Origin of the sequence: Paraburkholderia fungorum, from assembly GCF_046027215.1 — a bacterium.
Classification (GTDB): Bacteria; Pseudomonadota; Gammaproteobacteria; order Burkholderiales; family Burkholderiaceae; genus Paraburkholderia; species Paraburkholderia fungorum_D.
Map to the genome: position 1 here is coordinate 1,230,086 of NZ_JAQQEN010000002.1, position 21,101 is coordinate 1,251,186.

The 21,101-nt window shown below is 60.8% G+C and carries 16 protein-coding genes and 1 pseudogene; 1 reads left to right on the plus strand and 16 read right to left on the minus strand.

The window, feature by feature from the left end:
• Window positions 1-5: 5 nt before the first annotated feature.
• Entirely contained in the window at window positions 6-1,250 is a 1,245-nt protein-coding gene (locus PQR27_RS26140; RefSeq protein WP_408526509.1) for an acyl-CoA dehydrogenase family protein, read from the minus strand.
• Window positions 1,251-1,363: 113 nt separating this feature from the next.
• Between PQR27_RS26140 and PQR27_RS26145 the strand changes: the two genes are divergently transcribed.
• Window positions 1,364-2,386, plus strand: a complete 1,023-nt coding sequence (locus PQR27_RS26145; RefSeq protein WP_408526510.1) for an amidohydrolase family protein — start codon at window positions 1,364-1,366, stop codon at window positions 2,384-2,386.
• A gap of 152 nt (window positions 2,387-2,538) precedes the next feature.
• Here the strand turns inward: PQR27_RS26145 and PQR27_RS26150 are convergent, their stop codons facing one another.
• The 15 genes and pseudogenes from PQR27_RS26150 to PQR27_RS26220 form a co-directional block, all read right to left on the minus strand.
• Window positions 2,539-3,174 carry a malonic semialdehyde reductase gene (locus tag PQR27_RS26150; protein WP_408528305.1) on the minus strand — a complete coding sequence of 212 codons (636 nt, stop codon included), beginning with the start codon at window positions 3,172-3,174 and terminating at the stop codon, window positions 2,539-2,541.
• 267 nt (window positions 3,175-3,441) lie between these two features.
• Window positions 3,442-4,533, minus strand: coding sequence for a porin (locus PQR27_RS26155; protein ID WP_408526511.1), 1,092 nt, complete (start codon window positions 4,531-4,533; stop codon window positions 3,442-3,444).
• Window positions 4,534-5,049: 516 nt separating this feature from the next.
• The gene (locus PQR27_RS26160) at window positions 5,050-6,030 is read right to left on the minus strand and encodes a fumarylacetoacetate hydrolase family protein (protein WP_408526512.1); all 981 of its coding nucleotides are present in this window, start codon (window positions 6,028-6,030) and stop codon (window positions 5,050-5,052) included.
• Between the two features lie 18 nt (window positions 6,031-6,048).
• On the minus strand, window positions 6,049-6,522 hold the full coding sequence (locus tag PQR27_RS26165; RefSeq protein WP_408526513.1) for a VOC family protein: 474 nt from the start codon (window positions 6,520-6,522) through the stop codon (window positions 6,049-6,051).
• 56 nt (window positions 6,523-6,578) lie between these two features.
• On the minus strand, window positions 6,579-7,610 hold the full coding sequence (locus PQR27_RS26170) for a CDP-6-deoxy-delta-3,4-glucoseen reductase (protein ID WP_408528306.1): 1,032 nt from the start codon (window positions 7,608-7,610) through the stop codon (window positions 6,579-6,581).
• Between the two features lie 634 nt (window positions 7,611-8,244).
• Window positions 8,245-8,478 (minus strand): annotated as a pseudogene (locus PQR27_RS26175) (hypothetical protein); the annotation flags it as partial.
• A gap of 205 nt (window positions 8,479-8,683) precedes the next feature.
• Window positions 8,684-10,993: a hypothetical protein gene (locus tag PQR27_RS26180; RefSeq protein ID WP_408526514.1), complete on the minus strand. Its 2,310-nt coding sequence runs from the start codon at window positions 10,991-10,993 to the stop codon at window positions 8,684-8,686.
• A gap of 273 nt (window positions 10,994-11,266) precedes the next feature.
• Complete coding sequence (locus tag PQR27_RS26185; RefSeq protein ID WP_408526515.1) at window positions 11,267-12,025, minus strand: OmpW/AlkL family protein; 759 nt, start codon at window positions 12,023-12,025, stop codon at window positions 11,267-11,269.
• A 68-nt stretch (window positions 12,026-12,093) separates the two neighbouring features.
• Window positions 12,094-13,884 (minus strand): acyl-CoA dehydrogenase C-terminal domain-containing protein, encoded by a 1,791-nt coding sequence (locus PQR27_RS26190; protein WP_408528307.1) that lies wholly within the window; start codon window positions 13,882-13,884, stop codon window positions 12,094-12,096.
• A gap of 14 nt (window positions 13,885-13,898) precedes the next feature.
• Entirely contained in the window at window positions 13,899-14,846 is a 948-nt protein-coding gene (locus PQR27_RS26195) for an electron transfer flavoprotein subunit alpha/FixB family protein (protein ID WP_408526516.1), read from the minus strand.
• A gap of 17 nt (window positions 14,847-14,863) precedes the next feature.
• Entirely contained in the window at window positions 14,864-15,613 is a 750-nt protein-coding gene (locus PQR27_RS26200) for an electron transfer flavoprotein subunit beta/FixA family protein (protein ID WP_408526517.1), read from the minus strand.
• Between the two features lie 43 nt (window positions 15,614-15,656).
• The gene (locus PQR27_RS26205; RefSeq protein ID WP_408526518.1) at window positions 15,657-17,261 is read right to left on the minus strand and encodes an AMP-binding protein; all 1,605 of its coding nucleotides are present in this window, start codon (window positions 17,259-17,261) and stop codon (window positions 15,657-15,659) included.
• A gap of 86 nt (window positions 17,262-17,347) precedes the next feature.
• Window positions 17,348-18,589, minus strand: a complete 1,242-nt coding sequence (locus tag PQR27_RS26210) for a thiolase family protein (protein ID WP_408526519.1) — start codon at window positions 18,587-18,589, stop codon at window positions 17,348-17,350.
• 78 nt (window positions 18,590-18,667) lie between these two features.
• Window positions 18,668-19,783, minus strand: coding sequence for a saccharopine dehydrogenase family protein (locus PQR27_RS26215; RefSeq protein WP_408526520.1), 1,116 nt, complete (start codon window positions 19,781-19,783; stop codon window positions 18,668-18,670).
• Window positions 19,784-19,834: 51 nt separating this feature from the next.
• On the minus strand, window positions 19,835-21,091 hold the full coding sequence (locus PQR27_RS26220; RefSeq protein ID WP_408526521.1) for an acyl-CoA dehydrogenase family protein: 1,257 nt from the start codon (window positions 21,089-21,091) through the stop codon (window positions 19,835-19,837).
• Window positions 21,092-21,101: the final 10 nt, after the last annotated feature.

Consider the following 21,101-nt stretch of genomic DNA (forward strand, 5'->3'; position numbering starts at 1 on the left):
CTCCTTCAATACTGACCGCGCGGCGGCAGACCCAGCCGCATCTGCCCATACATTGTCGACACCGCGTGCCAGTTGACGCTGATGTGGTGCGCAACGGCATTGATATCGCGCCAGGCGCGCTGAATACCACTGTCCAACTGGATGCCCGTTCCGCCTACGACGTCGTACAGTGCGTTGATGGCGTCAACGCACAGACGCACGGCGTAGGCGTGGCCTCGCCGTAGCGTGATGCGTTGCTCCTTGCTCAACTTGACGCCGCCGTCCACCCACTCGGTGATCTGTTGCAGGTCACGTTGCAAAATGAGCTGTGCGGCGTCGACCGCGGCTTCGGCCTGCGCCACCGCCGACTGGACATGCCCGAACTGGGCAATCGAAGCGCCGCCACCCGTAAAGGCGCCGCGCGTGGCGCGTGCGGCGATGCTCTCGACGAATTCATCAATCGCACCGCGCAGGGCAGCCACCGCCGGGTTAGCCAACAGCGGCGGGAAGCCGCTCAGGAACGGCACCCGGTAAAGCGCCGAATCGTGAACGTCTGCGCCCGGTGCTTCCTGTTCGAGAACCTCTGAAAACGCGACGGTGCGATGCGCAGGAACGAACACCTCCTCTTCGATCAGGATGTCCTTGCTGCCGGTGCCTGCGAGACCCACCGTGAACCACGTGTCGACGATCCTGTATTCGCCCTGCGGTACCAGCAGGAAGATCGGCCGGGGCGCCGCCCCTTCGGCCTGCTCGACCATCGCGCCGAGCGACAGCCACTGAGCGTTATCGCTGTTGCTGCCGAAGCTCCAGCGGCCCTTCAGCCGGAAGCCGCCCCCGGTTGGCGTGGCCTTGCCCGTCGGCGCAATGCAGGAGGCAATCAGCGCGTCCGGCGACTCGCCCCACACGTCTTGTTGCGCCTGTTCCGGAAACATGCCGACCACCCACGACGCTGCGGCACTCAGTCCGTAACACCAGCCAGTCGAGGCGCATCCCTGACCGAGTTCGAACGCGAGGCGGCGCAACGCCTCCAGGCTCAGCTCATATCCTCCAAAACGCCGCGGCTGCACGACCCGGTAGAGACCGGCTTCCCGGAGCAGTTTCGTTACGTCAGACGAAACACGCCGGTCCTGCTCGGTCTGGCGGGCACGTTTGGCGACCAGCGGCCGCAGTCCTGCAGCTGCATCCAGCAAACGCGTGAACAAGGCGTCGTCAGATGCCGCTTCGCGTGGCGATGCGAACTGCTGCTCAATAACGCTCGAAATCGTGGTCATTCGTTTCATCTCCATATTTATTGCTAAAACAACCAATCTGTGATCGAATTAAAGCTCACAACAGTTGTTTTTGCAACTGTTTTTACGATCTGCAAACACCAGGAGTTACCCTTATGAAAGCGGCCCACCAGCCTTCGGCATGCCGATGCATCGACATCCATACTCATGTCGTTCCACACGACTTCCCCGCCTACGTGGGGCGCTACCCAAACGCACCATGGCCCTCGATGAGCGAAGGCCACGCTTGCCACCGGCACGTGGTTGTCTCATCCAAGGTGTATCGGACGGTTTCGCATCAGGCGTGGGACATTGACGTTCGACGCGCTGACATGAACCGGCTCGATGTCGAACGGCAAGTGCTCTCGCCGATGCCTGAGCTGCTGTCGTACTGGCTTGATCCCGAGGATGGCGCAACCCTGGCGCGTTATCTGAACGAAACGCTGGCGAATATGGTGGTCCGCGCCCCCGACCGCTTCAGCGCACTCGGTGCCGCGCCGTTGCAGGACATCGACCGAGCGATTCAGGAGCTCGAATTTGCGGTCAGCACACTGGGGTTGGCCGGGATCGAGGTGGGCAGCAACGTGGGCGGCGTGCCGATCGGCGATCCGCGCTTCTTCCCCTTCTTCGAGGCTGCCGAAGCGCTCAACGCGGCGATCTTCGTGCATCCGCTCCGCCCGGCCGGTATGGACCGGCTGGTTGGGCCTGCATCGCTGGAGCAGATCGTCGCATTCCCCGGCGAGATTGGCCTTGCAGCGGCATCGCTGATCACAGGTGGCTTGCTGAAAAAATTCCCGCGCCTGCGCATTGCCTTGAGCCACGGCGGCGGCGCGATCCAGACCATGCTGCCGCGCATGCAGTTTGCGTGGGAGACACTGGGCGCCCTTAGGGAAGTCATGCCCGCAGCGCCGGTAGAAGCGGCGCGGACACTCTATTACGACGATCTCCTCTATAGCGCCACAGCCATCCACGCGCTCATCGACACGGTCGGCGAGGATCGCGTCATGACTGGAACTGACTACCCGTTTGCGATCATGGACGCCGATCCGGCGGCGCGCGTCGCCAGCCTTGGCCTGAGTGCCGCGACGCTGGAAGCCTTACGATGGAAAAACGCGGCCGCATGGCTCGGTCTGAAGTGACAGCTTGCTACACCGCGCACGACAAGACCGTGGCTCGCGTTTGACATGGGGTCGTATTGAACGCTACCGAGTGGAGCTACCGCGTCGCGTTCGAGCCAAATCCCGGCAAGACGGCGAGCGGCAGTCTGGTTTCGTGCGGCCGATGAACAGATCTATAAAAGCGTACAGGCTTGATCGAATTCGAGGCGCGGCGAGCGCGCAAACAGATTTGACTTGTCGCCGTACCCGAGATTGCACAGGAAGTTCGATTTAATGTGACCTTCGGGAAAGAATTCTTCGGTGGAATTCGGCTCGCTCTTTCCAGCACTAAAGAATTCCTCGTCGACCTTCGCGTTGTCGAACCCCGACATAGGTCCGCAATCCAGTCCTAACGCACGCGCAGCCAGAATCATGTAAGCGCCTTGCAAACTGGAGTTGCGTTTCGCCGTAGCGTCGACTAGTTCCGGTGCATTGGCAAAGAGATCACGCATGCCAGGATCGTGTGGCAACAGTTGCGGCAACTTCTCGTAGAACTTCAGGTCGTGAGCGATGATGGCTGTCACCGGAGCTTTCATCGTCTTGTCCACGTTCCCGGGAGCGAGTGCCGGTAACAGTCTCTCCTTTGCCGCCTTGGTGCGCAAGAAAAGGATCCGTGCGGGATTGCCGTTGGCGCTGGTGGGAGCCCATCTCATCAAGTTGTAAACCTGACGCAAGATGTCGTCCGACACCGGCTCGTCCAGCCACGCCCGGTACGAACGTGCCTCGCGAAACAGAACATCGAGCCCAACATCATCTATAGCGTTTCTCATCAATCCTCCTGAAGAAGGCCGCGACTGATTCGCACGACGTGCGCGTTAACGCGGCTACGATAAAACATTTCACATCAGGGAAGCAACCAGAGTGCGCACAGCACGAAAACTGTTTCTCAGATAGCGCCATCCAGACGTTCAAGTGCCTCATCCGCAAGGATAAGCGAGACCGTCTCAGGCTCTCGCGTCAGGTTTAAACAATTTTTATTTATAAGGATTACTATGAAAAGCAAACGAATTACATCTATCCCAATTCGTTACGACGTATCAGAACTTCTGCTGCAGACCGACCATGACACCAAGCTGATCCGCCCCAGTTTCGACCGTGCCGCCAGCCGCAACCGGGTTGGCAGCCAGCGCACTGTTGAACATATACCCGACCGACGTGTACACCGACGTGCGCTTCGATAACTGGTAATTTACGCGTCCGATCAGTAGCGTCGCGCTCGAATCGTTCGTTCCCGCCCGTCCACGTTGCAGGTTACGTACTCCCTCTGCGTCGAACGAAAGCGCTGGCGTGAGATAGTACGTCGCCCCCAGGAAGAAAATATCTGTCTGCAAATGGGTCGCGGCTGCCACGTTGTTTCTGACCCAACCGGCACCGATCTTGGTTGGGCCCAATATCACGTAGCCGTCGACGATATTGTGCGTATCGGTGTACGCGCTGTTGTTCAGCGGCGCCGACGCGCCCGCACCACCGCGCATCACGTCGTAGGATGCTGCCACACCGAAGCTCGTTGAATCATAGGCAAGCAGCACGGTGTATTGTCGGCATGCAACAAAGTCGCCCGGCGTCTGTCCTCCGCAGTTAGTCGCGGCCGGGCCCGCAGGACCGGCAGCGTCACGACCAAAGCTGTATGTTCCGCCGAGAGTGACGCCATGGAATTTGCCGAGATAGCCAACCGCATTGTCGCTGCGCGAGTTCGGCAGATACGGGTCGAAGGCGGCCATCGAATGAATCGAAGGACCAATCACATCCGCGTTCGTCAGCGCGTACATCGTCATGTTCATCTGCCGACCGAACGTGAGTGAGCCGTAGTCGCTGCTCACGCCGACATTCGCCTGACGGCCGAAGAGGCGCCCGCCGTAGTTCAGCAAGCCGGTACCCGGCTGAAAGCCGCTCTCGAGGACAAAGAATGTCTTGTAGCCACCGCCGAGGTCCTCGACACCCTTCAAGCCCCAGCGTGACGGTACTTCACCGGTCAGAGCAGGCATCCCAATCTCCGACCCACCGTGGGCTGTTGCGTGGTTGTAGTACGACAGCCCTGTATCGACGATTCCATATAGCGTGACACTGCTTTGGGCATACGTGAACCCCGACGCCGCGGCGAGCAACGCCGCGCTCCATTTGATTTTCATGACGATCAAATCTCCATTTTTGTGGCGCAATGCCTGGTTATAGAAGACTAAAGGGAATGCTGATCAACAAACCTCTTGTAATTATTAGGATGACTGATCTATCAAATATTAATCAGATGCTGTAACCCGATTTGAACCTGTGTCATCACGATCGACCGTTTCACGCCCGTTCGCATCTTTATGTTGCTTTTGCACGACGCGTGGACGTGCACCTATAGCGACAGTTCGCGGCATTCGCCCAAACCACGCGTCAGGGCGCGGCGTTTTGCAAGGGCTGAGCGTCGCCCGAAATTTTTCCTTCCGGCAGGCCGCGTATAAGTTCGGTCCAAACGAAGTAAATAATAAATATTCGAAGTACTGAGCAAGTCTTACACGGCAACGCAAGCTGGCATTCCGCCGCAAACCGAAAACCTGGGACAGGCGTTGCCCGACGAGTCGCAAGAATTGCTCACGGTTGCATAACCGAGGGCTCCTGGGCGGCGGAAAGCCAAGGAAACTCTCATTGCCTCCTCCCCTTCAGCTATCCTTTCTTGTGGCGTCGTGGGCCGCGAATGTGCTCCTGAGTGTGCCAATGTCTTCGACCCAGACCTCGATCTCGTCGCCGGGCTCGATGAACTGGTTGTGCGGCATGCCGACTCCAGCGGGTGTACCGGACAGGATCACGTCGCCAGGGTACAGCGTCACCCGGCTACTCAGGAAAGCGATCTGCTCAGCCACGCTAAAGATCATTTCCGCTGTATTCGAATCCTGACGCAACTCGCCGTTACGCCAAAGACGGATTCCAAGCGACTGGACATCCCGAATGTCTTCTGCTGGCGTGAACCAGGGTCCAAGCGGACAACTTCCCTCCCAACACTTCTGGGAGATCCAGTCGAAGTGGAACGGTGAATGCACGCCAATGTAGTCGCGGACGAATACATCTCGCAGGGAGAGATCGTTGGCCACGGTGTAGCCGGCAACATACGACAGCGCGTCCTCGATTGTGACGTTGCGTGCCGGACGTCCGATGACCACCGCGAGCTCTGCTTCCCAATCAACGTTGCGGCTGTACGGCGGCAACGTAACCTGCTCGCCAGTACCCGTGACCACCGAACACGCGGGCGCCTTGATGAAATGCCAGGGCGCCCCCGATACCGAGTGCGGATCGGGCGACGGTGGCATATTGAACGCGCGGTCCATCTCCGCGACGTGATCATGGTAATTCGCGCCCGCGCCGTAGATGGTTCCAGGTAGCAGCGGCGCCAGCAGCTTTACCGCATCGAGCGCAAAGCCTGGCAACGATTTCGTCGATGCGCTAATGCGAGCGGCGGCCTCGCGCAATTGCGAACCCGATCTGTCCCACCGGCCGATAAGTTCAGTGACCGTGAGGTCAGGTATGTCGAGCTGAATCAACTCGCCAAGTTGTGGACCATACGGATAAACACACTCGCCAATCAGCAGGCCGGCGCGCGCTCGTCCTTCGTCGTTGAAGCTTAGTAGATGATAGCGGTCGTTCATTTCGAAAGATCCTGACATTCAGAAGCGGTCGCCGAAATCGAAGATGTCCTCGTCCTGAAACCCTTCGTAATACTGAAATTCCCACCAGTTGTAATCGAGGTCCTGCAGATAGAACGAATACACGCCATGTTGCAGCGTCACTTCGGTAATCTGGCGAATCTTGTAATGATCCGTGTACTCGTGCGCCGAACGATGAGCCGCGTCGACTTCCTCACGACTACGCACGTCAAGTCCCCAGTGGGTAAGGAACGAGACGTCATGGATCTTGTCGCCCACCTCGACGCAAAACACGTGGAACTTCAGACCCAGCCGGAACGCGAACGCGGGGGCCGCATGGCGCACGGTTTCAAGGCCAAGGAACTCCTCGTAGAAGCGCCGCGTTTCGGCAATGTCGCGGCACTCCAGCGTGCCGTGTCCGAGCACGTAGGGTCGATTGATCGCATGGCTGTTTTTCAGCGGTACAACGGCCTCGCTTGGGATTTCAAGCGTCATAAGACGACTCCATTGTGTCAGGTACGTCTGGTGTATCGATCGGCGATTGGGTGGCTTTACGCTGCAGTTTCGGCCTGCGTCAGGAACGCATCGGCGTGGAAGGCCGCTGCTGGAAGACTGCACGTGTTCGTGAATTCTTCCCGTGCTGCGTTGACCATCGCCGGTGCGCCGCACGCATAAACCTCATAGCCCGAAAGGTCCGGAAAATCGTCGACGACCGCCTGGTGAACCCAGCCCGTGCGCCCGGTCCAGTCGCAATCCATTCCCGGTTCGGACAGCACCGGCACGAAATGGACGTTCGGATGGTCCTCCGCCCACTTGCGCGGCAGATCGGCCAGATACAGGTCGCGTCGCCGACGGCCGCCCCAGTAGATGTGGAATTCACGAGCGCTCCCGCGTTGCAGCGCATACTCGACGATGGCCTTTACAGGCGCGAAGCCGGTGCCGCCCGCGAGCAGAATGGCGGGCTTCCCGGTAGCGTCACGCAGGAAGAACGAACCGAAGGGCCCTTCGAAACGAAGCATCTCCCGCGGGGCAAGCGCCGAGAATACGTGCTCGGTGAAACGACCGCCCGGGTGATGGCGAATGTGCAACTCGATATGCGTCAGCGATACCGGATCGGGCGGCACGGCGATCGAGTAGCTGCGGCGCACACCGTCTGGCAACAGTACGTCTATGTACTGACCAGCGCGGAAGAAGAGATTCTCGTTCGGAGGGAGGCGCAACCTCAGAACGGCAACATCGGGCGCGGGCCTGGCGATGTCAGTTACCCGGCAGGGGTAGGTCGAAGCCTTGACGACATCGAGGCCGGTTAACTCCTCCACCTCGATGGTCAAATCGGAAAGCGGCTTTGCCGAGCAGAGCAATGCGTAGCCGCGCTCCCGCTCTTCGGGTCGCAGCGCCCTTTCGAGTATGTGCCCATGCTCGACCCGGCCCTCCACAACGCGCCCCTTGCACGCGCTGCAAGCGCCCGAACGGCAGCTATAAGGAACAAAAAAACCGGCCTTCATGGCTGCCGCCAATACCGTTTCGCCCTCTTCGACGACATAGCGATTTCCGCTCGGCTTCAGTAGTATTTCAAAACTCACTTTCGTGTCTCCATTCTTGGGTCTAGCCTCCACCTGGCTACCTTCACATTCCGAATCCACCGCTGGCGTCCATCATCGGCTCGTCAGTCAGAGCATGTGCGCTAAAGCTGCCATCACGCCCTGCGAGTTCAGCCCGACTTAGCCGTGTGACCGAACGCGTGGTCACCCTGCAGCGACGCGTCCATGGCCGCGGCAAATTAGTTTTCAGCTCGAAAATAGCTTTCGGCCCTGATAGTCATCCGAACGGTTGATTATTGCAAAAGCAACCAAACCATGGTCGAATTAAACTCTACAACAGTTGTTTTTGCAACCTATTTCAGCCCACCATCGGATTAGGAATTACCCGAACCAACACCGCTCGCCAGTCACTCCACGGCAGAGACATCGATGTCCATACTCACGTCGTTCTTCATGATTTCCCGGCCTAAGTGGGCCGCCATCGATGCGCGACGCTAAGCCTTGTCACCGGCACGTCGTCATCTCATCCAAGGTCTATCGAACGGGTGTCGAATCGGGCATGGTTCATCGACGCTCAGCGCAGTGACATGGGCCGGCTCGACGTCGGACGGCGAGTGCATTCGCCATGCCGGAACTGCTGTCGTATTGGCTCGACCCTGCAGACGGCGCGCAGTTAGATTGACGTATGCCGGAAGGCGCGATGGAAAAATGGGGACGGCAATATAAGGCAAGGTTCCGGCGGTCGCGTCACCGAGTTGCTGCTGAGCGATAGCTCAGAGATCGTAGTCTGCGACCCGAAAGGCACAAAAAAATCCTGCGGCATGAGAACGGGATCGACGCCGTCGATCCGTACGTTGGCATCCAACAGGGGCCTGATGCGGTCACGGTCGCAACAATCAATTAGATTGATATCGCATGATCCTGCGTGGAATAAGAAATGTCAAGAATCGTCGAAAGTCACAGGTCCGTGCAGGCCGCCGGATTAGCATGCCGGAGACGATATCGTCATACGGTTCCCCGGTTCGGCGCCCCCAAACGGTCTTCAGCGTCAGGTCTCTCCTCATCAACCTGATGACGTGACGTGGCATGACGAGGCTGGCACTACTGACCGCCACCTATCCTTTCCAGCCTTTGCAAACGCGCTCGTCCTTCGGATATCGAGGCTTCTGCTGACTGTACAATTTCGCCAGGTCTTCCGATGGCTGGTTTTCCTCTCCGTGTAGAAGTATGTCGTGCAGTTCGGGAGACGCATTGAGCAGGTCGCCTGCATACAGCCAGCCGAGGTCACGATAGGCACGGAAAAGGTTGATGCTGTTACTGTACGTCGTGAAAGCCGTACTCGTTTGCGGAAACACCCATTTCTGATGGTGGAACCGTACAGCGGAGTCCGTATCCTGGAAGTATTCGACGAGCGGACAGCTGTAATCGCCTGGCTCCGGTGCCATGCCTTTGCAGAACGCAGGATTGCCCGGCGCTCCTTTGGCAAGGAATGTCCTTGGATCGGAGGGGTCTCTTGGGTACCAGTCACGAACTACCGGCATCCACGCGTCCTTGTCCATCGCCGAGTTGATGTAGTAGATCGTGATACCGCCAAGGTGTTTTGGTGTCACTGCTGGTTCGGTCGGCTTTTCCCCTAATAGCAGCTTTGGGCCGTCAACGCCGGGCACATACGGAACGACATGGCCGACCCACACACGCCGTTTCCAGTTAAGAGGGGTCATGTTGCCGCTACCGTCCTCCGACGGATGGACATAGATCTGGCGGTCACCGTCCCATGTGCATTTGTCAGCAAGGTGATACTTTTCGGGCCCCGTTCCCGATGGCAAGGTCGGATCGCCATCGAAGTCCATCGTGTAGCCCCGCACGTTCAGATAGTAATTCGCGGAACACAGGGAGCCGAGCATCATCGCGTTGGCGCTCGAATCATAGTCCTGCTCGCCGGCCACGGCCACGATATGACGCACGCCACGACGCATGAGTGACGTGAGGCCGAGGTTATCCCCCGATTGTCCGCCATCCGAAAGATGTATGGTCGGCCCCCACTGGGTGGTCACCGGGGAGTCGAGGTAATAGAACGGCCATATAAGCAGCGAATGCAACCGGCGTTTTGCATCTGACTCGTTGTAGTTTGCGATGTCGAAGCCCCAACGCAGGTTGATCGTTTGAAGCACAAAATTGACCGCGCCTCTGGGAATACGCACGCTGCGTTGTGCCGTATCAGCGAAAGCTGCCGATGACAGGACCGCCATCGGAACGCTCAGCCCGACAAGCCAAGGAGAGCCCTGGACGTACCCATATCGGCCAGAGCCGAACTCGTCGAACGAAATTTCAAACACGTCCGAGCCCAGGTCGTAGTGCTTCGGTGACAGGTCGAGACCAACGTTTCCCGAGTTCCCCGTTGCCTGGAGAATCCACTTTGGCAGATATCCGCCGAGTTTCTCGCGGGTCGTCTCCGCGTCTCGCGTGTAGATAATCGAAAGATCACTGAAGTCCAGGCACTTCGCCATTTCCTGGAAATAGTCGGCGTGAGGAGACACGGGCAGTTTGTCACCCGCACGCGGCATGTAGCCATACGTTCGCAGAATCCCGTAGAGATAGTCATACTGCGTGGGCGAAACGCGCCATTTCCAATCGAAAAGGACATTGGTGACCCAGTTGGCAGGCGCAGTGACTATCGACTCAGCAAAGAGCATCGCGAATGTGCCGCCCAGCTCGTTTGCATACTGGGTTCGAGCGACTACTCCATCCTTGTACTTCGACATCTGCGCCCGATGTGTACGCAGCAAGTCCTGATAGCACTCAACCCAGCCCTGATACGCCGCCTGCTGCACCTTGTTCCAGACGGGCGCATCAAGGTCTGTGGGATTCGGGTCATTCACCGGAACAGGACCAAGGCTGGTGCAACCGTCCGGCAGTTCCGCCAGGCTGTACCACTCGTGCTTCACCTCGTCCGGAGAATACAGAAGCACATAAGGAAGATCGTCTTCAAGACTGTCGAGATTCCGCGTGTCCATGAAATACCGGGTGAGACCTGGATAAGCGCTGATTACCGGCACGTTGTCGTGAATCGCCTGATATGCCTTGTAGTAGAGATAGAAGGCAGTGTACGAGCCACCAGACACCGACGAGAGGTAGTCGGTTCGATACAACCAGCCTTCGTCGACGAACCGCTTTACTACCCCCATGGCAAACGGCGAGGATTTTGAGCCGCCACCAGACAGGGCCAGGCCTAACGTAGGGAGAGATTTGTCATTCGGTTTGACTTCCTCGACCACTCCCGAGTTGGTGTTCAGTATGCAGTCGAGCTGATCGAGCGTTTTTTCACATCCGGGCAATGCGTCGGCGATGTGGGAAGGCACACCCCCTACCACGCAGCCGAAAAGAAAAGGACAAAAGGTCAGCAGCACGAGAAATGCTCGCTTCATGGCCGGCCTCTCCTTTTCTTTCTACGAGTTATCAGTCCACTTACTGCCACACGCCACGCCTTTGATGGAGCATTCGACGTGTGCATCATGCATGTTAGGAAGGACTGAAGGACCCCCGTATGAGTGCTTTCCCGTATCGTGGCCGGCGCGAGGCAGGTGAAATATAAGGAACTGCGCGCCAGGTCATTCCCCAATGCCAAAATTGCGCCTGTATGTTTGCTGGCACACAGAACAACTTTCAAATCTGAGCGCTAGACGGGTGTGCGATACAGGCTAAAACCGATACCCAAGTCCAACAAAGACGATCACCGGATCCGCCGTGATGTGCGTCTTGTTGGACAACACCGTCTGACCGTTGGCGGCCACGGAACTGACCGTCGCGTTTGTCTTGAGAAACAGATACGTCACCGACGCAGTCGCGTACCAGTTTTTGCTGATGTTGTAAGCCGCGCCCGCGACGAACGCGGGATTCCATGACGGACTGAGCGTTGCCTTGACCTGTCCGCCCGGCCCTGCAATCTGCTGCAACGCGCCGCTGAATGTCGCATTGAGATCGGTATGCGAGTACCACGTATAGTTCACGCCGACACCGGCGAAGGGGCGCAACTTCGTCTGCGCGCCGAAGAAGTAATACTTCAGGAACAGAATGGGTGCCCACGACCGGGTGGTGGCCAGCGGCTGCAGATTCCCCAGAGCGAGCGATGGGCCGCCAGCACCGAAAGGTGTGGCGTTGCCCTGCGCATACAGCTTGAGCTTGGGTGGTATGCCCGTCGCCAGGTCCAGCGCAATATTATCCGTGACGAAATAAGTGGTCGAGAGCTCAAAGGTCGCCGTGTTATGTATCTGACCACCCGTTCCCGCAGACGTGAACGTGCCCAACGCAGAACTGCTCTGCAACGATGTGGCCGAAGACGGGCCAAAATCGAGCCACGCCCCACCCACGCTGGTTATGAGACTGCCTGCGCTCTGCCCCATCGCACTGGTACATATCGCGCCGGGTATTAACGCCAGGCACGCAAGTTTTTTCATCATATCCCCTCCATTTTATTTCGCATTACAGATCAATGTCTTTGCATCGACACCTGTTATTGCTTCGTCGCTCAGAACTGTTCGATTGGGAGGCTCGCCCCGCCCGATGCGCCGCTGCGGATCGCTTCCAGCAGCGCATTCGCTTTGGGCAAGATTTTGTCGGCATAGAAGCGCGCAGTGGCGAGCTTGGTGCGATGAAAATCCGGGTCCTCATTCGCTGCGTTTTTTCCTGATGCAACGAGCGCAGCGCGCCCCATCTGCCATCCGCCGCACACGTAGCCGGTGAGCATCAGATAGTCGACTGAACTGGCAAGCGCTGCATCGGGCTCAGTCGCCAATGCTTGCAGCATCCAGGCGGTGGCATCTTCAAGCGCCTGCACACCGGCCGCGAGCGCCGTGCCCACGGGCGCCACTTGCGTATCCGTGCTGCGCGCGAGCTCCAGCGTGGTCTCACGAATCTCCGCAACAAGGTCGGCCATCCCCGCGCCCTGATCTGATGCGAGCTTGCGACCTGCAAGGTCCGCAGCCTGAATGCCCGTCGTGCCTTCGTAGATTGGCGCGATCCGTGCGTCGCGCAGAAACTGGCATGCGCCCGTCTCTTCGATGTAACCCATCCCGCCGTGCACCTGTACGCCTGTCGACGCGATCTCGACGCCCAACTCCGTACACCATGCCTTCAACACGGGGATCAGAAGATCGACACGCACCTGGCGACGGGCGCGCTCACCGGCGTCCGGGTCACGGTGCGCGCGGTCCATGTCCGCGGCCATCACGTACGCGAAAGCACGCATCGCTTCGACCTGGGACTTCATCATCATCAACATGCGCCGTACATCCGGGTGATGGATGATGGCCACGGCGCCACTCGATTTGCTGGCCGCGAGTCGTCCCTGGACGCGTTCCTTCGCATATTCGCGGGCCTGCTGATAAGCGCGTTCCGCGATCGCAAGCCCCTGGATACCCACCTTCTGGCGCGCCTCGTTCATCATCGTGAACATATGCGCGAGGCCTTTGTTCTCCTGCCCCACCAGATAGCCAATCGCCCCGCCCCGATCGCCGAAGCTCATCACGCAGGTCGGACTCGCGTGAATACCGAGTTTGTGTTCGAGGGACACGCAGTGCACGTCGTTGCGCGCGCCCGGCGATCCATCGGCGTTGAAGAGGAATTTCGGCACGAGGAACAGCGAGATGCCACGCACGCCTTCGGGCGCGTCGGGCGTGCGCGCCAGCACGAGGTGAATCACGTTATCCGTCATGTCGTGATCGCCCCACGTGATGAAGATCTTCTGGCCGGAGAGGCGATAGTGGTCCCCGTCCGGCACGGCCTTCGTGCGCACGGCGGCGAGGTCCGAACCGGCCTGCGGCTCGGTCAGGTTCATCGTGCCGGTCCACTCGCCGCTGACCATCTTCGGTAGGTAACGTGCCTTTAACTCATCCGAACCATGCTGCCGCAACGCCTCAGTGGCGCCGGCGGTCAACAGCGGACACAGCGCGAACGCCATGTTGGACGAGTTCCACATTTCCACGGTCGCCGCCTGCAGGAGTTCGGGCAGGCCCTGACCACCGAACTCGGGGTCGCCGCTCAGGCCACTCCACCCTCCGGCGACGAACTGCCGGTAGGCAGCCGAGAAGCCGTCGGCGGCCACCACGCCATCAGGCGTCAGCCGCGCGCCCTGTTCGTCGCCCGGCTTGTTGAGCGGCGCAAGCACTTCGGTCGCAAGCCTTGCGGCCTCCTCGAGTACCGCCTCGGCGAGTTCCGGGGTCGCCTCCTCGTAGCCCGGCAGCGAACACAACTCGCCGAGCTCCGCCAGTTCCGTCATCACAAAACGCATGTCGCGCAACGGCGCAATATAAGTGCTCATCATGTGCTCCCGTCTCAACCCTGTTGCAACTTGTCCAGTTCGCGGGACAACTCCGGCAACACCTTGAAGAGGTCGCCCACGATCCAGTAATCGGCGACCTGAAAGATCGGCGCCTCCTCGTCCTTATTGATCGCGACTATCACCTTCGAGTCCTTCATTCCTGCCAGATGCTGGATCGCGCCGGAGATGCCGACCGCGATATACAACTGCGGGGCGATGACCTTGCCGGTCTGACCCACCTGATAATCGTTGGGCGCGAAGCCGGCATCGACCGCGGCGCGCGACGCGCCGACCGCTGCGTTGAGCTTGTTGGCAATGTCATCGATCAGCGCAAAGTTTTCGCCGGCCCCCATGCCGCGGCCGCCGGAGATCACGCGTTGCGCGGACGTCAGCTCCGGGCGTTCCGAGCGGGTAAGCTGGTGACTCACGAAGCGCGAGCCTGGCACGTCGGCGGCGGGCTCCAACGCTTCGATGGCGCCTGTGCCTCCTTCTGCGGGCGCGGCCGCGAAGGCCGTCGTTCGAACGGTGATCACCTTGATCGGGTCGGCGCTTCGCACCTTTGCCAGCACGTTGCCCGCGTAGATGGGGCGCACGAACGTATCGGCGGATTCGACGGCAATGATCTCGGAGATCTGCGCCACGTCGAGCAACGCGGCCACGCGCGGCATTACGTTCTTCGCAGTCGTGGTGGCCGGCGCGATCAAGTGGCTATAGTCAGCCGCGATCTTCACGACGAGCGCCGCCAGATTCTCGGCCAGCGCGTGGCCGTAGTGCGCGGCGTCGGCGAAACGAACCCGGGTGACGCCGGCAATGCGGGCCGCCTGTTCGGCGACTGCCGCGCTTTGCGAGCCAGCCACGAGAACATGAATGTCGTCGCCGAGTCGGGCGGCGGCGGTGACGGCATTCAGGGTCGCTGTCTTGAGCACCTGATTGTCGTGCTCAGCAATAACGAGTACGGGCATTTTTCTCCCCTTGCGTGTTAGATGACGTGGGCGACGTTGCGCAGCTTATCGACCAGTTCGGCAGCATCGGCGACACGAATGCCTGCCTCGCGTTTGGCGGGCTCCGCGAGCCCGAGCGTGATGAGCCTCGGCTTGACGTCGACACCGAGCGCGTCCGGCGTCACCACATCGAGCGGCTTCTTCTTCGCCTTCATGATGTTGGGCAGCGTGGCATAGCGCGGCGTGTTCAGCCGGAGATCGGCGGTAATGACCGCCGGCAGATCGACTTCGATCGTTTCGAGGCCGCCGTCGATTTCGCGTGTGACCGTGGCTTTGCCCGCTTCGATCGCGACCTTCGAGGCGAACGTCGCCTGCGGCCAGCCGAGCAGCGCCGCGAGCATCTGGCCGACCTGGTTCGAGTCGTCGTCGATCGCCTGCTTGCCGAGCAGCACCAGTTGCGGTTGCTCCTTATCCACCAGCGCCTTCAGCAACTTCGCGACCGCGAGCGGCTGCAACTCCGCGTCCGTGTCGACGAGGATGGCGCGGTCGGCGCCCGTCGCCAGCGCGGTGCGCAGCGTTTCCTGGCAAGCCGGTACGCCGCATGAAACCGCGATCACTTCGCTCACGACGCCGGCTTCCTTCAGGCGCACGGCCTCTTCAACACTGATTTCGTCGAATGGGTTCATCGAGAGCTTCACGTTGGCGATGTCGACAGCGCTGCCGTCGGCCTTCACGCGGACCCTCACATTCGCGTCGACGACGCGTTTGACAGGTACAAGTACTTTCATTGCCTACTCCATTTGAATATTGCCTGGGTTTCGCCGCGCACCGTCACGGCGTCTCCGCGAACACGGTGTTACGCTGGCCGTCGAACATATCGACCAGATAGCGTTCAAGCGGCTTTTCCGACGCTGTCTTCGGTATCTCGGGCACCACCTGCAACCAGGAGATGACCGAACTCGCTTCCAGCTTCGCGCGGCATGCGCGGAATATCTGCTGCGGATCGAAACGGGCCGCGTCCGTGGGCACCACCGCCGCGACCACATCCTTCTCGCCGGGCGCGCCCGATGCGGCCTTCACGCCGTACACGTAGACGTCTTCGACCAGACCGGATTCGGCGATCACTTTCTCGATCGACGCCGGATTGATGAACTCGCCGTTGTGACGAATGCCGCCGCCTTTGCGGTATTCGAAGAAGAGCCAACCGTTCTCGTCTTCGCGCACGACGTCGCCCATATACAGCCAGCCGTCCCTGCACTTCTTCGCCGACGCTTCCGGATTGCCGAAGTATTCGACCTTGAACGGCGAGCCATCCGCCGGACGGAACAGCAGTTCGCCGGGCAAGCCGGGCGCGCAGTCGTTGCCGTCGTCATCGACAATGCGGTGCCTGAGAATCGGCGCCGGCTTGCCGATACTTCCCACCGGGCCGATGCCGAGCGGCTTGACCGTGATCCCGCCTTCCGCCGCGCCGTAGAACTCGACGATCTGCACGCCGAAGCGTTTCTCGAAGTCGTTCCAGATCGCCGCCGGCATCCCCGCGGATATCACGAAGCGCACGGGGTTGTCCGCGTCATCGGGTTTGTTCGGCTCGCTATAGACCGCCGTGGTCATGCCACCGAGCAGCGTGAACGTCGTACAGCGATACTTGCGGGTGATGTCCCACAGCCGCGACTTCGTAAAGCGGCGCGACAGCACGGCGCGCATGCCGGCGGTGAGCGAGGCGCCCAGCGTCACGATCTGCGCGTTGGCATGCGTTAGCGACAGTCCCGAATACGGCCGGTCGCCGGGCTCGTAGCCAAACAGCGCCGACACCGCCGCCGAGGTGCCGCAATAGCGGCGATGCGTCATGACAATGCCCTTCGGATCGCCGGTGGTGCCGGACGTGAAAATCAACTGCATCGCGCTGTCGGGGTCGCGCGCCACGATCGGCAATTCGGGCACCTGCTCCGGCAGCAACGCGCGGTACGACAACACACCGGGGAAATCGGCGAGCGGCTTCGCGCCCTCGTCGGTTTCGAGCCCGATCACCCAGGACAGTTTGGAGAGCGAAGCGCGCACGGCAAGCAGGTTGTCGAGCGCATAGTCGGCGGCGATAACGCCGCGGCAGCCCGGGCTGTCGAGCATGAAGGCGAGCTTCTCGCCTCGTGCGCGCGGATCGATCGGCACGAACACGGCGCCCGAAATCGACGCCGCGACCATCGCGTCGATGAACTCCGCGTGATTGGCCATCAGCAGCGCGAAGTGCTCGCCAGGTTGCAGGCCCTGATCGATCAACACCTGCGCGAGACGCTGGCCGTTCTCCCACAGTTGTCGGTATGTGCGCACCTCATCGGGCCGCACGCCGGCGCCTTCGACGGTCAGCACGTCGAGATCCGGCATCGTCTCGACGCGGTTGGCGAGCAACGCTGCCAACGTGGTTTCGGGTGTGGTGCTCATGGCGCCCTCTCTCCTTGCAGATGCGGTTCGGTCTTGCGCGTGCGCGGAATCTGTCGCGGCTTCACGCGCGGGTTCACCATACGGCCTCAGCGTCCGAGAATCGTGATGCTGGCAACGGCCTCTTCCACGCCGCACAGTCCGCCGCCGTTCTCCGCGATGGCGATGCGTGCGCCCTCGACCTGGCGGGCGCCCGTCTCACCGCGTAACTGCGTCACCAGCTCATAAAGCTGACCGAGTCCTGTCGCCCCGATCGGATGCCCCTTCGATTCGAGGCCGCCCGACGGATTGATCGGAATCCGCCCGCCGATCGTCGTCTCGCCGCGTTCCGCGGCCACCCCGCCCATGCCCGGCTCGCACAATCCGAGCACTTCGGACTGGATAATTTCGCCGATCGCCGTCGCGTCGTGAACCTCGGCAACCGAGACATCCTGCGGCGCGACGCCCGCCTGCTCATACGCGCGCAACGAGCCCAGCCGGACCAGATGCCGGTCGAGCGCCGTGGCCGGCCGATCGCTGCCCGTTTGCAGCACGGACGCGAGCACACGAATCGCGCGCGAGCGCCGCCCACTTAACAGCGCGAGGCCGGCCTCGCTGCATACGATCGCCGCGGCCGCGCCATCGCTGACGGGCGAACACATCGGCAGGGTGAGCGGATAGGTGATCGGCGGTGCACCCAGAATCTCGTCGATCGAGTAAGCCTGCCGGTACTGCGCAAGCGGGTTGTGAACCGAATGTCCGTGGTTCTTGGCCGACACGGCGGCAAACTGGCGCTGCGTGCTCCCGAATTCGCGCATGTGCATCCGGCCCATCGACGCGTAGATGTCCATGAACACGCTGTACGGTTTCGTCGACACGCTGCCCGCGGGCGGCTCGATGCCCTCGCCCATCTCCAGCAGCCGGCGCTTGCCGTTCTCGGTGTCATGCACGTCCCACGCACCGTCGAAGGCGCTGAAGGTGCGCGCCTTGTCCGTGGAGAACATCTTCTCGGCGCCCACCGCGAGCACGATATCGGCGGCCCCGGCTTTCACGTAGTTCACCGCGAGGTGAAACGCGGTGCTGGCACTCGCGCAGGCGTTCTCGACGTTGATCACCGCGACCTTGTCGATGCCCATCGCCCGCAGCGCAAGCTGGCCGCGAATCATGTGCTGGCCTTCCATGTGCCCCTGCGTGGAGTTGCCGAAAAACGCGCCCTGCAGTTGCGCCTTGTCACAGCCCGCGTCGGCGAGCGCGGCTTCCACTGCCGCACGCGTGAGCTGCTTCACGCTGGTTTCCAGATGCTTGCCGAAGAGCGTCATGCCGACGCCCGCGATATACACTTCGTTGCCCATTTCGGTTCTCCACCGCAAGGAGGAACGCGCCGCGCGTCGTAAGCCACAAGCTGCCAGCGCGAACCATCCGATTCGTCGTCAAACGCTCTTTATCTCGTAGGCGAGGTAACCTTCCTCGGCCTGCGCGGCGATCAGATTGCGCGCGCCGAACGCCTGCGCCGGCGACACGAAACCAGCTGCGTTCAATTGCCCGCGCAGTACGCGTCGCGCCGCCTCCGCACCGAGCACGCCGGTTTGGGCATACGGTGAATTGCCACGCAGAATCACGCTGACGGAATTCGTATTGCCGCGCCCCTGGCACGACAACGTGCAGCGATTCACGTCCGGGTTTTCGCGGGGAGGCTCGACCTGCGTCACGGCCTTGCCCCACTCATTGGTGACCTCTTCCTGTCTGGCGGGATCGAGGTGGCGGCACTCTTCCTCGAACTTCTTCAGCAGGCCGACCACCGCGAGAAAGCGCTCCTGATTTCTGAACGACACAAGCGTCTGGCAATTGCGCACGCGTGGGTCGTCCTGGTACCAGACCGGCTCGCCGCCGCCGCTCCATGGCAATGCGTTCAGCAGCATGTGCTCACCCGGCACATGAACCTGATACGGCGTGGCCCATGGCCACTGCACCAGTTGCTTGTTGCGCAGGTAGAACTGCGGCTGCGTGCACATCCGCAGAAACGACATCGTCGAGGCGACGCTCACTTCCGAGTCGCCGAGATACAGCACGTCGAGCGTGTCGATGCCCGGGGTTTCCAGCGCGATCTCCGCCGCGAGATTGCCTTCGGCCCACATGTACGAATTGCCGGGGCACAGCGCCAGATTCCGGGCCGCGAAGGACTCGCCATAGGTGCGCTTCAGTCGCGACATCCAGTCGGTTTCGCCGGTGGTGTCGAAGTAATGGCAACCGGCGGCGAGACTCGCCTCGACAACCGGGCGCCCGAGCTGCATGAACGGCCCGACGATATTGATCACCACCTTCTTGCCCTTGAAGAATTCGGTGAGCGCGCCCGTTTCGTGCTGAACCGCCACGCATTGATAGTCATGTCCGGCGAGTTCGGGCACCTTCGCCAGCTCTTCTTCCAGCCGCTCCTTGCTGCGCCCGGCGGCAATGAACGGAATGCCGCGCTCAGCGAGCTTCCACGCCGTGAGCTTGCCGGTGTAGCCACTCGCTCCATAGAGGACCACTTCGTATGTCGTTGCCATGTCGTCGTCTCCTTCAGGTTGTCATCGGATTGCGTGGACGCGCCGTGCCCTTCAAAGCAGCTCGGGATCGATCAGGTAGTAGCCGCCCTTGATCGCGAGCACTTCGTTGCAGCCGTCCTCGATCATCGACGCGCGCGCGTCGCGCCAGATCTTTTCGATCGGATACTCGCGGGTGAGCCCGTTGCCACAGAAAATCTGCAGCGCGTCGTTGGCGACTTCGAACGCGGTCTGGGTCGCGGTGACCTTCGCCGTCATTGCCGCGTGCAGCGAAGGCTGCGCCGCGGTGAAGTTGTAATGCACCACACGCTGCGCGAGTGCGCGGGCGGCCTCCACCTTGCGGAACATGTGGAAGAGCCGTGATGCGACTGACTGATGGCGGATGATCGGCAAACCACCCTGCTTGCGTTCATGCGCGTAAGCGAGCGCGAGCTCGAACGCGGCGCGCGCGGTGCCGGCAAACACGTTGGCCATGATCGCGTTGGCGAAAGTGTGGATCGCATAGACCGCGTCGACATACTGGTCGGGGCCGGCGAGAAGGTGCTCCTTCGACAACCTGACGTTCTCGAAGAACAGCTCGCCCTGGTTGAGCGCGCGCTGGCCGATCTTGTCGAGCGGCTTGCCGCGCGAGACGCCTTCGGCGTCGAGCGGCACGATCACCACCGCGCCGCGTTTCGTGTCGGCGCCGTTGCCGCTGTCCGCCGCGCAATAGAGGATGCACACGTCGGCGGCGATACCGTTCGACACCCACGCCGACTTCTGGCCGTTGATGATCACCTCGTCGCCGCGCAGCGTTGCCACGCAGTTGGGCCGGCCGTACGTGCCCTGCGGATGAAAGATCATGCCGTTCACGTCGAGCATGTCGGAGCCGTGATCGGGTTCCGTGATGGCCCAGCAGCCGAGCTTCTCGTCCGGCGCGAGCGCACGGCAAAACGCGTTGCCGGACATCGCACTCATCAGTGCGGGCAGCAAGCCTGCGCCGTAGGTGATCGCGAGTCCCGAATCGCCCCAGCCGAGCTCTTCGAACAGGATGCTCATCGTCGTCGCCCGTTCGGCGGGTTCGAGTTCGAACAGCCCGTCGACACCGAAACCGAGCCCGACAAATTTTTCGCGTGCCTCCCAATAGGGCGAACCCCTGGCGATCACCTCCTCGGGCGTCATGCGATCGAGCTTGACGCCGACCGGACGCATCACTTCTTCTGCGTAACGATGCACGCTCTGCTGGACCATCTGGTTCATTTCGGAGAGTTCGGGCTGCGCGCCGAGCGGACCGAGTTTGTGCGCTGCAAGGTGATTCGTTGCGGTAGACATGTCTCCTCCT

Coding starts and splice junctions, on each gene's coding strand:
- PQR27_RS26160 (WP_408526512.1), bottom strand. CDS start 6,030: ATGAACGACCGCTATCATCTACTAAGCTTCAACGACGAAGGACGAGCG.
- PQR27_RS26215 (WP_408526520.1), bottom strand. CDS start 19,783: ATGGCAACGACATACGAAGTGGTCCTCTATGGAGCGAGTGGCTACACC.
- PQR27_RS26190 (WP_408528307.1), bottom strand. CDS start 13,884: ATGAGCACTTATATTGCGCCGTTGCGCGACATGCGTTTTGTGATGACG.
- PQR27_RS26185 (WP_408526515.1), bottom strand. CDS start 12,025: ATGATGAAAAAACTTGCGTGCCTGGCGTTAATACCCGGCGCGATATGT.
- PQR27_RS26210 (WP_408526519.1), bottom strand. CDS start 18,589: ATGGGCAACGAAGTGTATATCGCGGGCGTCGGCATGACGCTCTTCGGC.
- PQR27_RS26200 (WP_408526517.1), bottom strand. CDS start 15,613: ATGAAAGTACTTGTACCTGTCAAACGCGTCGTCGACGCGAATGTGAGG.
- PQR27_RS26140 (WP_408526509.1), bottom strand. CDS start 1,250: ATGACCACGATTTCGAGCGTTATTGAGCAGCAGTTCGCATCGCCACGC.
- PQR27_RS26220 (WP_408526521.1), bottom strand. CDS start 21,091: ATGTCTACCGCAACGAATCACCTTGCAGCGCACAAACTCGGTCCGCTC.
- PQR27_RS26145 (WP_408526510.1), top strand. CDS start 1,364: ATGAAAGCGGCCCACCAGCCTTCGGCATGCCGATGCATCGACATCCAT.
- PQR27_RS26155 (WP_408526511.1), bottom strand. CDS start 4,533: ATGAAAATCAAATGGAGCGCGGCGTTGCTCGCCGCGGCGTCGGGGTTC.
- PQR27_RS26165 (WP_408526513.1), bottom strand. CDS start 6,522: ATGACGCTTGAAATCCCAAGCGAGGCCGTTGTACCGCTGAAAAACAGC.
- PQR27_RS26150 (WP_408528305.1), bottom strand. CDS start 3,174: ATGAGAAACGCTATAGATGATGTTGGGCTCGATGTTCTGTTTCGCGAG.
- PQR27_RS26195 (WP_408526516.1), bottom strand. CDS start 14,846: ATGCCCGTACTCGTTATTGCTGAGCACGACAATCAGGTGCTCAAGACA.
- PQR27_RS26205 (WP_408526518.1), bottom strand. CDS start 17,261: ATGAGCACCACACCCGAAACCACGTTGGCAGCGTTGCTCGCCAACCGC.
- PQR27_RS26180 (WP_408526514.1), bottom strand. CDS start 10,993: ATGAAGCGAGCATTTCTCGTGCTGCTGACCTTTTGTCCTTTTCTTTTC.